We start from the raw sequence: 13,131 nt of genomic DNA, 5'->3' as shown, positions 1-13,131 counted from the left end.
GCCGCGCATGGCCATCTCGGATGTGATGACCGAGGGCAGGCCGGTGCCGGAGGTGCTGTCCGCAGGCCGCGGCCTCGTCGATCCCGCGTTGCGCACGGCGGTCGACACGCTGCCGTCGGAGATGCGGCACGTCACCGGCTATCACCTCGGCTGGTGGGACGAGAACGGGCGCTCGTTACGGGAGGCCGGCGGCAAGGCCATCCGGCCCGCCATGGTGCTGCTGGCCGCCGAGGCGGCGGGCGGCAGGCCGGCGGACGCGGTTCCGGCCGCCGTGGCGGTGGAGCTGGTGCACAACTTCTCGTTGCTGCACGACGACGTGATGGACGGCGACGTCACCCGTCGCCACCGGCCCACGGCGTGGAGTGTGTTCGGTGTCGGGGCGGCGATCCTGGCCGGGGACTCCTTGCTCACTCTCGCGCTGGACGTGCTCGCCCGCAGCGGTCATCCGGCTGCGCAGCAGGGGATCCGGACCCTGGCCGCCGCGGTGCAGGAACTGGTCGGTGGACAGAGCGCCGACCTGGTCTTCGAGACGCGCTCCGATGTGGGGCTGGCGGAGTGCCTGCGGATGGCGGAGGGTAAGACCGGGGCGTTGCTGGGCTGCACGACGGCGCTCGGCGGGGCCTTCGCCGGCGGCGGTCCCGAGCAGGTGGACCGGCTGCGCCGGTTCGGGGCACAGCTGGGGCTGGCTTTCCAGTTCGTCGACGACCTGCTCGGGATCTGGGGCGAGCCCGCGGTCACCGGGAAACCGGTCTACTCGGACCTGCAGAACCGGAAGAAATCCATGCCGGTGGTCGCCGCGCTCACCTCGGACACCCCGCAGGGCAGGGAACTGGCCACCTTGTACTACCGCGAGCAGCCGCTGTCCGGCACGGAGCTGGTCCGCGCCGCGGAGCTGATCGACGCGACAGGGGCGCGTGACTGGAGCCAGGAGCAGGCCGACGAGCTGCTGGCGAGGGCACTGCGTGACCTCGCCGCGGCCGGCCCGCGGCCGCGTGCGGGCGCCGAGTTGGCGGCGCTGGCCCGGCTCGTCACCCGTCGCGATCGCTGACCTTTCCCGAATCATCGGAGTGAACGACATGATCAATGCGGATGATCCTGCCTGGCGTCCGGTCGCCGGGCCGCGCACGGTGCTGCTGGCCTCACCCCGCTCCTTCTGCGCGGGCGTGGAGCGGGCCATCGACGTGGTGGAACAAGCCCTGCGACGCTGGGGCGGACCGATCTACGTGCGCAAGCAGATCGTGCACAACACCCACGTGGTCGCCGATCTCGAGGCCAGGGGCGCGGTGTTCGTGGATGAGCTGGACGGTGTCCCGGACGGGGCCACCCTGGTGTTCTCCGCGCACGGCGTCTCGCCCGCGGTGCGCGAGGAGGCCGGCCGGCGCGACCTGCACGTGATCGACGCGACCTGCCCGCTGGTGACCAAGGTGCACGCCGAGGCGCGCCGGTTCGCCGGCCGGGGCGACACCGTACTGCTGATCGGGCATGCGGGGCACGAGGAGGTCGAGGGCACCCTGGGTGAGGCGCCGGAGGACACCGTGCTGGTGCAGAACGTGGCCGAGGTGGAGCACCTGCGCGTGCCCGACCCGACTCGGGTGTCCTACCTGACCCAGACCACGTTGTCGGTGGACGAGACCGAGGAGGTGATCACGGCGCTCCGGGAGCGGTTTCCCGAGCTGCGTGGCCCCGCCTCGGATGACATCTGTTACGCCACCACCAACCGCCAGGACGCGCTGCGCGGGGTGGCCGAGGAGTCCGACCTGGTACTCGTGGTCGGCTCGGCCAACTCGTCCAACTCGGTCCGGTTGGTCGAGCTGGCCCAGCGCCAGGGCACCCCGGCCCGGCTCATCGACGACGCGGGCGATATCCGGCCGGAGTGGTTGGCCGGGGTGGGCACCGTGGGGCTGACCGCGGGCGCCTCGGCCCCGGAGAGCCTTGTCGACGACGTGATCGCCGCACTGGGCGAGCTCGGTCCGGTCACCGTGCACGCGCACGAGACCACCCGCGAAACCATCCACTTCACCCTGCCGTCGGCGGTGCGGTGAGGGTGCTCCCGCCCGATTTCCCGACGCTTTCCGGAGGTTGCTCGATGAGTCTCGTTGAACTGGGCATGCCGGGACCGGTGCTGGCCCGCCGGCCGTCCCGCCGTGTCCTGGTCGGCGATGTGCCGGTCGGCGACGGCGCGCCGGTGTCAGTGCAGTCCATGACCACCACGGTGACCGCCGATGTCGACGCGACCTTGCAACAGATCGCCGAGCTCACCGCCGCGGGCTGCCAGATCGTGCGGGTTGCGGTGCCCTCGCAGGACGACGCGGACGCCTTGCCCGCCATCGCGGCCAAGTCGCAGATCCCGGTGGTGGCGGACATCCACTTCCAGCCGAAGTACGTGTTCGCCGCGATCGACGCGGGATGCGCGGCGGTACGGGTGAATCCCGGCAACATCAAGAAGTTCGACGACAAGGTCGCCGAGATCGCGCGGGCGGCCTCGGCGGCGTTCACCCCGATCCGGATCGGGGTGAACGCGGGCTCGCTGGACGGGCGGCTGCTGGCGAAGTACGGCAAGGCCACCGCGGAGGCGATGGTGGAGTCGGCACTGTGGGAGTGCTCGCTGTTCGAGGAGCACGGCTTCGGCGACCTGAAGCTCTCGGTCAAGCACCATGACCCGCTGGTGATGATCGAGGCGTACCGCATGCTGGCGCAGCGTTGCGACTACCCGCTGCATCTCGGCGTCACCGAGGCCGGACCACCTCCGCAGGGGACCGTGAAGTCGGCCGTGGCGTTCGGTGTGCTGCTCGGCGAGGGGATCGGCGACACGATTCGGGTGTCGCTCTCCGCGCCGCCGGTCGAGGAGATCAAGGTGGGCAGCCAGATCCTGGAGTCGCTCGGCCTGCGGCCGCGCAGGCTGGAGATCGTGTCCTGCCCCTCCTGCGGCCGTGCGCAGGTGGACGTCTACCGGCTCACCGAGGAGGTCGCCGCGGCGTTCGAGGACTTCCCCATTCCACTGCGGGTGGCCGTGATGGGTTGCGTGGTCAACGGTCCCGGCGAGGCGAGGGAGGCCGATCTCGGGGTCTCCTCGGGCAACGGCAAGGGCCAGATTTTCGTCCGGGGTGAGGTGGTGCGTACGGTACCGGAGAGCAAGATCGTCGAAACGCTGCTGGAGGAGGCGCTCAGCAGGGACTGGTCGCAACGGTGCTGAACAACCGCGCGGAACCGGCGGAAACCGAGCGCTACCGATCGGAGAATTCCCGGTTCGACCGACCACTCCGGACGGTTGTGGCCTCCCTCAGTTGGAGCAGCCGCGGTCACCGCCAGCGATTAGTTGTCGCTTATCCGGTGATTGCGGGTAATTCCTCCGGCCTTCTACTCTGCTAGTTGTCAAGTAATCGTTTCCTCGGTACGCGGGGCGGGAGTCATCATGGTACGCAAAATTGTCGGTATGCTCGCGGGTGTTGTCGCGATGGTCGGTCTCGCATCGGCGCCGGCCTCGGCATCGGCATCGGACCATCCTCCGCCGGGATGTCATGTTTTCCGCTATGACTTCTCCTACGGCCAGGGCATATCGGTGAACTGTTACCACGTGCCCCATCCGCCGTACTCGTTCCGGGTGGTGGCGCACTGTTCTTCAATTCTTTCCTCGTGGTATGCGCGGGGCAACTGGACCGAGGCCGGTTTCGGTCCTTCCGTCGCGGAATGCCATGGCGGGCTGCTCAGTTCGGCGCGGGTCGCCAATTATCATGTCGACGTGATGTGACCGGCGGGTGCCTGCCCGGTGAGGGGCGGCCACGGTGGACTCGCCGTGGTGGCCGGGCAGGCATCGCACGGCGGGGGTCGATCACCACTCGATGACCGTCCTGGTAAATTCCTGACCGTTGGGTTCGGGTGGTCAGGACCGGGGGGACGCCGTGCGGTTTCGCTGGGGGAGATGGCTGCTGCTGGCCATCGCCGCGGTCGGTTGTGTGATCAGCGGGTTGAGCTGCTACCTGGAGAACATTCCCGGGGGCGTGGACACCGCCGTGTACCGCGCCGGGGCGGAGACCCTGCTGCACGGGCGGTCGCTGTACGACTCGGACATTCTGCCCTTCACCCCCGAATACGCCCGGCTGCCCTTCACCTACTCGCCGTTCGCCGCGCTCGTGTTCGTGCCGCTCGTGGCCATCCCGGAACAGCTCGGCTGGGCGTTGCTGAACGTGGGGTCCGTGCTGGCCGTGGTGCTCGTCGCCTACGTCGTGTTGCGGAGGTCGCCGCGCAGGCCGTCCTGGTTGCAGCCCGGATGGGGCGCGGTGCTGCTCGGCCTGGCGCTGCTCGGGCTGCAGCCGGTGTGGACCACCCTCGGCTACGGGCAGATCAATGCGGTGCTGATGGCGCTCATCGTGCTGGACCTGCTCGTGGTCTGTGGCGCCACGGGGCGCGGGCGGCACGCGGGCGGGGTGCTGGTCGGGCTGGCCGCGGCGACCAAGTTGACTCCGCTGATCTTCGTGGTGCACCTGGCGCTGATCGGCCGCCGGGTCGACGCCGCACGCGCCGCCGCGACCTTCCTGGTTTCGCAGGGCCTGATGCTGCTGCTCATCCCGCACGACACCGTTCGCTTCTGGACGCACACCGTGTTCGACTCCTCCCGGATCGGGCCGACGGCGCTGGTCTGGAACCAGTCCCTCGGTGCCGTGGTGCGCAGGCTCACCGGGGACGCGTCCTGGTCGCAGTACGCGGGATACGGGATCGGCGCCGTGCTCGCGGTCGGTGCGGTGGTGCTGGTGCGCCGCTATCACCGGCAGGGCAGGCCGGTGCACGCGCTGCTGGTGACCGGGTATCTCGCGTTGCTGGTCAGCCCGGTCTCCTGGGTGCACCACTGGGTGTGGGCCGTGCCGCTGGTGGTCCTGCTGGTGATCGAGGCCGCGAGCGGCGACCGGGCCGCGAGGTGGCTGCTGCCGGTGACCCTGGTGGTGTTCGTGCTCCGGCCGATGCACGTGCCGGTCAGTGCGCTGAACCCGCTGACCTTCGTGCTCAGCAACACCTACGTGCTGTTCCCGGTGCTGCTCGGGCTGTTTCTGCTGGTGCGCGGGAAACGCGGGCACACCCCGCCCGGGGAGCCGCACCTCGAGCGGCAGCCGGTCAGTCCCGCGCTGACCGCTGCCCGCTGAACAACTGGTACAACGCCGTGCCGAGCTGCGCACGGTCGTCGGCCCGCGGATCGGCGAGCTGGAGCAGGCTGAAGCCGAGGCAGAGCGCGACCAGCGCCCGTGCCTGGTCGGCGTCCCGCGGGCAGTCCAGCGCGGCCAGCCCGGCCTGTGCCGCCTCGTAGTAACTGCTCAACGCGACATGCTTGGGCTCGGCCAGCTCCTGGTGGCGCGCCGAGCTGATCACCATCTCGAAGAACGCGAGCCGGGCGGACTCCGATACCTCGATGAACCGCTCCGCCGCCCACTCGGCCACCTCGGTGGGCCGGAACGGCTCGGTACCCGTGCCGCGTTCGGGTGGGGCCAGCGTCTCGGCCCGTTCCGCGGCGAACTTGCGCAGGGCCTCGGAGATCAGCTCGCCGATCGAGGAGAAGTAGTAGCTCGCGGTGGCCAGGGGTACGCCCGCCCGTTCGGTGACCGCGCGGTGGGTGGTGCCGGCCACTCCGTGCTCGCCGATCACCTCGATCGCGGCATCCAGCAGCGCGTCTCGCCGGGGCCGGGAACGGGTGCGAGGGCTCAACGATTGCGGCATACCGCTCAGCCTACCCATCCCCGTGGGCTGCTTGCACAAAGTTCCTGGAAGAGTTTCTTGAAAATGTTTCTTACTCGGGAGTAGCCTTCAATGTGCCCCTGGTAGTGGCGGGCGGCCGCCCGCCCGCCCGTTCGAAGGAGAGACCGTGCGTACTCGTCTCCGGTATCTGACTCCGCTGGTGGCCCTGGTCGCCGCCGGCACGGTCGCGGCGGCCCCCGCCGCGACGGCCCAGGGCGTGGCCCCGGCCCCCGCCGCCCCGGCGGCGGCCGAGGTTCCGCCCGCGCAGGAGAACCCGGCTCCGCTCGGCGCGAACGACTGGTCCTGCAAGCCCACGGCGAAGCATCCGCGGCCGGTGATCCTGTTGCACGGGTTCAGCGCCCCGTCCGCGGGACACTGGAGCGCGTTCTCGCCCTACCTGAAGGCGAACGGGTACTGCGTCTTCAGTATCACCTACGGTTCGATCCGGCTGCCCGTCGTCGATCTCCTCGGTGGTTTCAAGCCCATCGAGTACTCGGCCGAGCAACTCGCCATGTTCGTGGACAAGGTCCGTGCGGCCACTGGTGTGTCCACGGTGGACCTCGTCGGGCACTCCGAGGGCGGGATCATGCCCCGCTACTACCTGAAGAACCTCGGTGGCGCGAGCAAGGTGGACAACTTCGTGGCTTGGGCACCGCCCAACCACGGAACCTCACTGTCCGGATTGTACGAACTGGCCAAGCAGATACCGGGTTTCGACGAGGCGCTGCTGCCCACGGTCTGTGAGGTGTGCACCCAGCTCGTCACCGACTCCCCGTTCATCAAGGAGCTGAACAGCCCGACCGAGACGGTCGGGAACGTGCACTACACGGTGCTCACCTCGAAGTACGACGTGCTGGTCACCCCGATCGAGACCAGCTACCTGGACGGGCCGAACGTGGACAACATCTCCGTGCAGGACGTGAATCCGAAGGCGACCCCGGGGCATATCACCATGGCCTTCTCGCCCACGGTGTTCGCGATCACCAACAAGGCCCTCAGCCGGAACTAGACGCGTTCGCCGGTTCCTCGGTGGGCAGGTGCCTGCCGAGGAACTGGCCGAGGACCTGCCTGCTGATCTGGCCGCCGACCCCGCCGTAGGATATGTCGAACGCGTGCTCGCCGTAGGGCACGACGACAGTCCGATGTGGAACGTCGGCGGCCGCCAGCCGGTCGGCGATCCCGGTCACCCTGCTCTGCTCGATCAGATGGTCTCCGCCCCCGGTGACCAGCAGTGTCGGCATCAACCCGGGCCGGATCCTGCTGGTGGCCGACGCGGCCCGGTACCGGTCGGGAAACTGTTCCGGTGAGCCGCCGAGATAGGCGTTGCCCACCCGGTGCTGGTAGTCGAACGGCCCGCCGTCGTGGTAGATCCCGGCGATGTCGGCGGCCGGATAGAATCCGACGGCCACCGCGGGCGTCGGCGGGGTCCCGCCGCAGCTGCTGCTGATCCGGCCGCCCGCGAGCCCGTAGGCGACGTTCAGCGAGAGGCTGCCGCCGGCGGAACCGCCGACCAGTGCGATCCGGTCGGGTGCCACCTGGTACTCGGCCGCGTGCTCGGCCACCCAGGCCAGGGCGCAGGCGACGTCCTGGGACGCGTCGCGCCAGCGCGGCGGCGGTGCCAGCCGGTAGTCGATGTCGAAGACCGGGTAGCCGCGGTCGGCCAGCCAGCGGTCCACCCCGGGCAGCTCGTCGCGATGCCCGGCGACGAATCCGCCCCCGTGCACCCACACCGCGGCCGGCCGCGGCCGCGCGGCAGGCCGGTCCGGTAGCCAGACACTCAACTCGAGCTCCACCCCGCCGACGGTGGCGTAGCGCACGGTCCGGTCCGGCTGTGCCGCGGGTTGGTGCGGCACGGTGAGCAACTCCCACCAGGAGACCGACACCCCCTGGGTCGCGGCGAAACCGAGCTGGCCAAACAGCACGATCAGGGCGGAGGCGGTGCCGAACCCGCCCAGCGCCATGCCCGTTCCGCCGCCGTAGCGCGCACCCGTCGACCAGAGCACGGCGCCGAGCAGGACGACCAGGACGGAGATCAGCGCGGCGTAGAGCGGGAACGTGCCGACCAGTCCGGTGCCGACCTCTCCGACCACCGGCAACCCGGGCACGAGCACGCCGAGCGCGACCAGGCTCGCCGCCACCGCCAGTGGCACGACCACCAGCATCAGGGCGAGTCGCCACCATCGCCGGAACGGCGATCCGGTGGCGCGCTCACTCGCCGGGCACCGGGAACGGACCGCGGTGTCGGCAGGGCTCGCGGTGCTGCTTTTCCCACGCGCGGCACGATCGACTCGGCCGGGCTCGGACTCCGTCACGATTGTCACCTTCGCAGGTCGTGCGCCCGGACACGCTCACTCCCGGGGTTTGAACTCCCCCGCGAGGCTAGCCATATCCGGCACCCGCGGCCAGTACCATCCGGATTTTGTTAACCGGCTATTCTTGCCGAACAAGACATTATGGCGATTCGCCGAATAAAACAGTCACGGTTTCGTGTACAGCTCCTCGATCAGCCGGCCGTATTTCTCGGAGATCGGCTTGCGCCTCAGTTTCATCGTCGGGGTGAGCTCATCCCCTCCGGGCTCCCACAGGGCGGGCACGATGGCGAACTTCTTGATCTGCTCGACCCTGGCCAGCTTCTCGTTGGCCGCGGTGACCCCGGCCTCGACGGTGGCGCGCACGCCAGGATCCCCGGCCAGCGTGGCAGGGGAGGCGTCCGGCAGGCCGTGCTCGGCCGCGTACGCCGCCCCGGCCTCCGGGTCGATGGCGATGAGCGCGATCACGTACGGCCGGTTGTCCCCGATGGCGGCGGCGACCCCGACCAGCGGGCAGGCCACCTTGACGGCGTTCTCGATGTTCGCGGGGGACATGTTCTTGCCGGCCGCGTTGATGAGCAGTTCCTTCTTACGGTCGATGATGCGCACGTAGCCTTCGGCGTCGATCTCGGCGATGTCACCGGTGTGCAGCCAGCCTTCGGCGTCGATCGTGCGGGCGGTGCGTTCCGGATCGTTGCGGTAGCCCTTCATCACCAGCGGTCCGCGCGCCAGCAGTTCGCCGTCCTCGGCGAGCCGGACCTGCATGCCGTCCACGGCCTGGCCGACGGTGCCGATCCGGATCGCCTCCGGCCGGTTCATCGTGGCCGGTCCGGAGGTCTCCGACATGCCCCACAGCTCGCAGACCGGGATGCCGAGCGCGAGGACGAACTCCAGCGCCTCGGGCGCGATCGGGGCGGCGCCCGAGGCGGCGATCCGTACGCGGTCCAGGCCGAGTGTGCTCCGCACCTTCGACAGCACCAGTGCGTCGGCGACCCGGTGCCGCAGGCGCAGCGTGGCCGGTATCCGGCCGTGGCCGGTGCTCGCCCGCGCGTGCCGGACGCCCACCCCGATGGCCCAGTTCGCGAGCCGGCGCTTGGTGGGGTTGTCCTCGGCCGCGAGGGTGGCCTCGATCGCCGCCTTGAGCCGGTACCACACCTGCGGTACCGCGCCGAAGAAGGTCGGCCGCACGTCCGGCAGCGCGGCGATCATCGTCTTCGGATCGGCGACCGTGGTGATCTGCATGCCGGTGCACAGGCTGGTGTAGTGCGCGCCCCAGCGGTTGGCCACATGCGCGTCCGGCAGGTACGACACGATCCGGTCGGACTGGCCCGCCGGCAGCACCGCCAGGGTGGCGGCCACCGCGGCCATCATGTTCGCGTGGGTGAGCTCCACCCCCTTGGGCGGGCCGGTGGTGCCCGAGGTGTAGATGACGGTGAGCGTGTCCTGCGGACGCACGGCGGTCCGGGCGGCCGCGGCGTCGAAGTCCGGATCGGGCTCCAGCGCCGCCAGCGGCCGGGTGCCGTCCGGCGTGCCGTCCACGCACAGCACGTGCTCCACCGCGGTGTCCCGTACGGCCGCCAGCATCTTCGACGCGAACTGTTCCTCGCAGATCGCCACGCGTGCCCCGGAGTCGCGCAGCACGTAGGTGATCTGCTCCACGGCCAGTGTGTTGTAGAGCGAGAACGGGGTCGCGCCGGTGTGCAGTGCGCCGACATCGGCGAGGTGGAACTCCGGCCGGTTGGTGAGCATCAGCGCGACCGTGTCGCCGTGCCGCACGCCGAGGCCGGCCAGCCCGGCGGCGAGCCGGTGCACGCGCTCTGCGTAGTCCCGCCAGGTGACCCTGGTGCCGCCGTCGGGGGTGCGCAGTGCGACTTCCTCCGGCCACCGGGCCGCGGTCTCCTGGAAGGCCGCGCAGAAGGTCTCCGGAAGGGCGGTGCGGTTCGTCATCGGGGCTCCCTTGCCGCGGATGTCGCGTGGTGCAGGCCAAGGGTCCGGCCCGAACACCCTGTTGTCAAGATGTCAACAGGGATGGTGCACCGGCAACTGGCGCAGAGTTCGGCCGATCGCCTTTCCGGGGGTACCGGCCGGAAACCTGGATGGGGGACGGTCGCGGCGTTGTCCGGTCCGTTCCCGAATCCCCAGGAGAACCCGATGACCCACCCAGCCCGGCGCCGATGGTTCACCGCACTCGCGACCGCCGCGGCGGCGATGACCGCCGGGGTGCTGCTCGCGCCGCCCGCCTCGGCCACCGCGCCGAACATCCCGCACAAGTCCACCGCCCAGGCCGAGTTGAACGCCCTCACCGTGGCGGGAGAGGGTTCGATGAGCGGCTACTCGCGGGAGGCGTTCCCGCACTGGAACGCCGTGTCCGGCAACTGCAACGTGCGCGAGGAGGTGCTCAAGCGGGACGGTATCGACGTCCGGGTCGGTTCGGACTGCTACCCGGACTCGGGCCGGTGGTACAGCCCGTACGACGGGGTGACCGTGTACTCGGCCGCGGATATGGACATCGACCATGTGGTTCCGCTCGCCGAGGCGTGGCGTTCCGGGGCGCGGAACTGGAGCGCGAGCAAGCGGGAGAACTTCGCCAACGACCTGTCCTACCCGCAGCTGCGCGCGTCGAGCGCGAGCTCCAACCGCAGCAAGGGCGATGACGACCCGACGCGGTGGAAGCCGGTGTCCTCCTACCACTGCACGTACAGCAAGATGTGGATCCGCTCGAAGTACCACTGGGGGCTGACCCTGCAGCCCGCCGAGAAGTCCGCCCTCCAGTCCATGCTCAACACCTGCTGACCCCAAGCGCCCTGAACGGCACTATCGGGACGTCAGACGTCGCGAACGGCACTATCGGGACGTCAGGCGTCGGGAAAGCCACGTTCAGGGCACTTCAGCAGTTGGTTTGGCGGGCGAGCATGTCGACGACGTCGCGCAGCGCCCTGCGCTCGGCGTAGGCGGCGCGTTGCCTGCTGGCGCCGTCGCCGGTGGTGGTCAGCCTGGCCAGCCGTGCGGTGACGAAGTCGAGATCGCCCGCGTCCCGCAACGCGGGGCGGACGTACGCGGTGAGCCGGGCCAGTTGCTCGCGCATGGGTCGCAGGGTCGCGGTGAGCGGATCGAAGCCGTGGCCGTCGAGGCCGTCCCGCGCGGCTCGCCAGAGCGCGGCCCGCAGCACATCGGGGGTGGGCCTCGGCGCACGGCCGGTGTCCTGCAGCGCGGTAGCGACCAGCCCGCGGACGATCGCGGCCAGCAGCGCGGCCTCATCGGCCGTTCCGGGGACGTCGCAGACCCGGACCTCCAGCGTGGGTTGCTTCTCGGAGAGCCGGATATCCCAGTACACCATGCCGCGGTCGAGCACGGCGCCCGCGCGCAGCAGCGCCTGCACCACGGTGTCGTAGTGGTCGACGGAGGAGAACACCGGGGGAGGACCCGACGAGGGCCAGCGGGCCCAGCGCACGTGCCGCCAGCTGCAGTAGCCGGTGTCGTGGCCGCCGTCGAAGGGCGAGTTCGCCGTGAGCGCCAGCAGCACCGGCAGCCAGGCGCGCAGCCGGTTGCTCACCGCGACCCCGGCCGCCCGGTCCGGGACGCCGACATGCACGTGACAGCTGCAGGTGCCCGCGGTGTCGGTGATCGCGCCGAACTCCCGCGCGATCCGGTGGTAGCGCGGGTTCGGCGTGATCGGCGGCGGACCGGGTTCGGGTAGCACCGGGGTGCCGCTGGGCATCAGCCGCAACTCCCGCGCCACCGCCCGGTCGGTCAACTGCCTGCGCAGCTTGCGGACCTGTGCGAGCAGTTCCTCGATACCGTCGCAGACGGGGGTCGCCGTCTCCACCTGGCAGCGGACCAGCTCGCGCTGCAGCCCGCTTTCCGGCCAGGACTCGGAGCCCACGATGTCCGGTCCGAGTTCGGAAAGCCGCCCCTCGGCGTCCACGAGCAGGAACTCCTCCTCGACTCCGAGAGTCAGTGCGTCACCCGTCATACCGTCAAATTACCCGGTCACGGGCGAAGTATAGTCCTTTGTGGATCTAGCGGGGGTCTGTCGGTGCCCGTTTCCCAACGCGCGACACGGCTGTCAAGAGGCCGGTCGTGTGGGCTGGTTGGTCAGGTAGCCACCCATCGTGCGGAAGTACTCGGTTGCCCGGTACTCCGTTCCGTCCTCGGTGCGCACGCGTTCGACCAGCAGTCCGTGGTTGCGGCCGAACCTGGCGTCCGCGCCGGTCACGATCACCACCCCGTCACCCTCCGGGATGAAGATGCGGCCGGGGGTGCCGCCGTACCGGCCCTCGGACACCGAGGCGCGCACGATCCGCAGCCGCTCACCGCGGTGGTAGGTGAAGGCGTTGGGGTAGGGGTCGGACTGCGCCCGGACGAGCCGGTCGATGTCCGCGGCGGGCCAGGTCCAGTCGATCCGGCTGTCCTCGGGCGCCCGCTTGTGGAAGAAGCTGGCCCGGGAACGGTCCTGCGGGACCCAGTCGGTGCGGCCGGAGGAGATCGACTCCAGCGACTCGGCGACCAGGGGCGCGATCAGGTCGACGGTCTTGTGGAACAGGTCGGTGGTGGTGTCCCGCGGGCCGACCGGCACCGCGCGCTGCAGCACGATCGCCCCCGCGTCCAGCTCCTCGTTCATCATGTGGGCCGTCACGCCGACCTCCTGCTCGCCGTTGATCAGGGCCCAGATCAGCGGGGAGAACCCGGCATAGGCGGGTAGCAGCGAGTCGTGCACGTTCAACGTGCCCCGGCGCGGGAGGTTGAAGATCTCCGGCGGGATCCAGGTGCGCCAGTTGTTCGCCACGATGAGGTCCGGATCGGCCTCCTTGAGCCGGGACATCATCTCCTCGTCCCCTGGCCGGTTGCGCAGCAGCACCTCGATGCCGTGCTCGGTGGCGAGCTCGGCGACCGAGTCGGACCAGATCCGTTCGTAGGCGTGGTCCGACTGGGGGTGCGTGACCACCAGCGTCACCTCGTGCTCGGAGTCCAACAGCGCCCGCAAGGTTCGATACCCCCAGGTCTGGTAGCCGAACATAACGATGCGCACGGGTCCTCCTCGCGTAACGGCGCCAAACGGGGCTAGTGAAGCAAGCCTGACCTAATTTCGCAACGTCGACCA

Annotated in this window: 12 protein-coding genes; 7 read left to right on the top strand and 5 right to left on the bottom strand. The window is 70.0% G+C overall.

What is annotated here, in order from left to right:
- The first annotated feature begins 7 nt into the window (after window positions 1-7).
- The 5 genes from FB471_RS02685 to FB471_RS02665 all read left to right on the top strand — a co-directional run bounded on the left by FB471_RS02685 (window position 8) and on the right by FB471_RS02665 (window position 5,135).
- A complete protein-coding gene (locus tag FB471_RS02685) occupies window positions 8-1,048 on the top strand; it encodes a family 2 encapsulin nanocompartment cargo protein polyprenyl transferase (RefSeq protein WP_141995772.1) in 1,041 nt (346 codons plus the stop codon).
- 28 nt (window positions 1,049-1,076) lie between these two features.
- Complete coding sequence (locus FB471_RS02680; protein ID WP_141995771.1) at window positions 1,077-2,042, top strand: 4-hydroxy-3-methylbut-2-enyl diphosphate reductase; 966 nt, start codon at window positions 1,077-1,079, stop codon at window positions 2,040-2,042.
- A 44-nt stretch (window positions 2,043-2,086) separates the two neighbouring features.
- Window positions 2,087-3,193, top strand: a complete 1,107-nt coding sequence (gene ispG / locus FB471_RS02675) for a flavodoxin-dependent (E)-4-hydroxy-3-methylbut-2-enyl-diphosphate synthase (RefSeq protein WP_141995770.1) — start codon at window positions 2,087-2,089, stop codon at window positions 3,191-3,193.
- A 219-nt stretch (window positions 3,194-3,412) separates the two neighbouring features.
- The gene (locus tag FB471_RS02670) at window positions 3,413-3,748 is read left to right on the top strand and encodes a hypothetical protein (RefSeq protein WP_246076211.1); all 336 of its coding nucleotides are present in this window, start codon (window positions 3,413-3,415) and stop codon (window positions 3,746-3,748) included.
- A gap of 118 nt (window positions 3,749-3,866) precedes the next feature.
- The gene (locus FB471_RS02665) at window positions 3,867-5,135 is read left to right on the top strand and encodes a glycosyltransferase 87 family protein (protein WP_141995769.1); all 1,269 of its coding nucleotides are present in this window, start codon (window positions 3,867-3,869) and stop codon (window positions 5,133-5,135) included.
- Here FB471_RS02665 and FB471_RS02660 read toward each other — a convergent pair.
- On the bottom strand, window positions 5,107-5,703 hold the full coding sequence (locus FB471_RS02660; RefSeq protein ID WP_170220677.1) for a TetR/AcrR family transcriptional regulator: 597 nt from the start codon (window positions 5,701-5,703) through the stop codon (window positions 5,107-5,109). The two genes, FB471_RS02665 and FB471_RS02660, sit on opposite strands and share 29 nt — an antisense overlap.
- A gap of 145 nt (window positions 5,704-5,848) precedes the next feature.
- On the opposite strand from FB471_RS02660, the gene FB471_RS02655 reads away from it, so the two are divergent.
- Window positions 5,849-6,730: an esterase/lipase family protein gene (locus FB471_RS02655; RefSeq protein ID WP_141995767.1), complete on the top strand. Its 882-nt coding sequence runs from the start codon at window positions 5,849-5,851 to the stop codon at window positions 6,728-6,730.
- Here FB471_RS02655 and FB471_RS02650 read toward each other — a convergent pair.
- Both FB471_RS02650 and FB471_RS02645 read right to left on the bottom strand, forming a co-directional pair.
- Entirely contained in the window at window positions 6,717-8,033 is a 1,317-nt protein-coding gene (locus tag FB471_RS02650) for an alpha/beta hydrolase (RefSeq protein ID WP_141995766.1), read from the bottom strand. The genes FB471_RS02655 and FB471_RS02650 overlap by 14 nt on opposite strands.
- Window positions 8,034-8,198: 165 nt before the next feature.
- Entirely contained in the window at window positions 8,199-9,977 is a 1,779-nt protein-coding gene (locus tag FB471_RS02645) for an AMP-dependent synthetase/ligase (RefSeq protein ID WP_141995765.1), read from the bottom strand.
- Between the two features lie 261 nt (window positions 9,978-10,238).
- On the opposite strand from FB471_RS02645, the gene FB471_RS02640 reads away from it, so the two are divergent.
- The gene (locus FB471_RS02640) at window positions 10,239-10,823 is read left to right on the top strand and encodes a GmrSD restriction endonuclease domain-containing protein (protein ID WP_211358185.1); all 585 of its coding nucleotides are present in this window, start codon (window positions 10,239-10,241) and stop codon (window positions 10,821-10,823) included.
- A 94-nt stretch (window positions 10,824-10,917) separates the two neighbouring features.
- On the opposite strand, the gene FB471_RS02635 is transcribed toward FB471_RS02640, so the two are convergent.
- Window positions 10,918-12,003: a carboxylate-amine ligase gene (locus FB471_RS02635; protein WP_141995763.1), complete on the bottom strand. Its 1,086-nt coding sequence runs from the start codon at window positions 12,001-12,003 to the stop codon at window positions 10,918-10,920.
- A 93-nt stretch (window positions 12,004-12,096) separates the two neighbouring features.
- Window positions 12,097-13,059 carry a methionyl-tRNA formyltransferase gene (locus FB471_RS02630; protein WP_141995762.1) on the bottom strand — a complete coding sequence of 321 codons (963 nt, stop codon included), beginning with the start codon at window positions 13,057-13,059 and terminating at the stop codon, window positions 12,097-12,099.
- Window positions 13,060-13,131 lie beyond the last annotated feature (72 nt).

Origin of the sequence: Amycolatopsis cihanbeyliensis (assembly GCF_006715045.1) — a bacterium.
Classification (GTDB): Bacteria; Actinomycetota; Actinomycetes; order Mycobacteriales; family Pseudonocardiaceae; genus Amycolatopsis; species Amycolatopsis cihanbeyliensis.
This window is presented reverse-complemented; position numbering and strand designations above follow the sequence as displayed.

Coding starts and splice junctions, on each gene's coding strand:
- FB471_RS02645 (WP_141995765.1), bottom strand. CDS start 9,977: ATGACGAACCGCACCGCCCTTCCGGAGACCTTCTGCGCGGCCTTCCAG.
- FB471_RS02670 (WP_246076211.1), top strand. CDS start 3,413: ATGGTACGCAAAATTGTCGGTATGCTCGCGGGTGTTGTCGCGATGGTC.
- FB471_RS02680 (WP_141995771.1), top strand. CDS start 1,077: ATGATCAATGCGGATGATCCTGCCTGGCGTCCGGTCGCCGGGCCGCGC.
- ispG (WP_141995770.1), top strand. CDS start 2,087: ATGAGTCTCGTTGAACTGGGCATGCCGGGACCGGTGCTGGCCCGCCGG.
- FB471_RS02685 (WP_141995772.1), top strand. CDS start 8: ATGGCCATCTCGGATGTGATGACCGAGGGCAGGCCGGTGCCGGAGGTG.
- FB471_RS02640 (WP_211358185.1), top strand. CDS start 10,239: ATGACCGCCGGGGTGCTGCTCGCGCCGCCCGCCTCGGCCACCGCGCCG.
- FB471_RS02635 (WP_141995763.1), bottom strand. CDS start 12,003: ATGACGGGTGACGCACTGACTCTCGGAGTCGAGGAGGAGTTCCTGCTC.
- FB471_RS02660 (WP_170220677.1), bottom strand. CDS start 5,703: ATGCCGCAATCGTTGAGCCCTCGCACCCGTTCCCGGCCCCGGCGAGAC.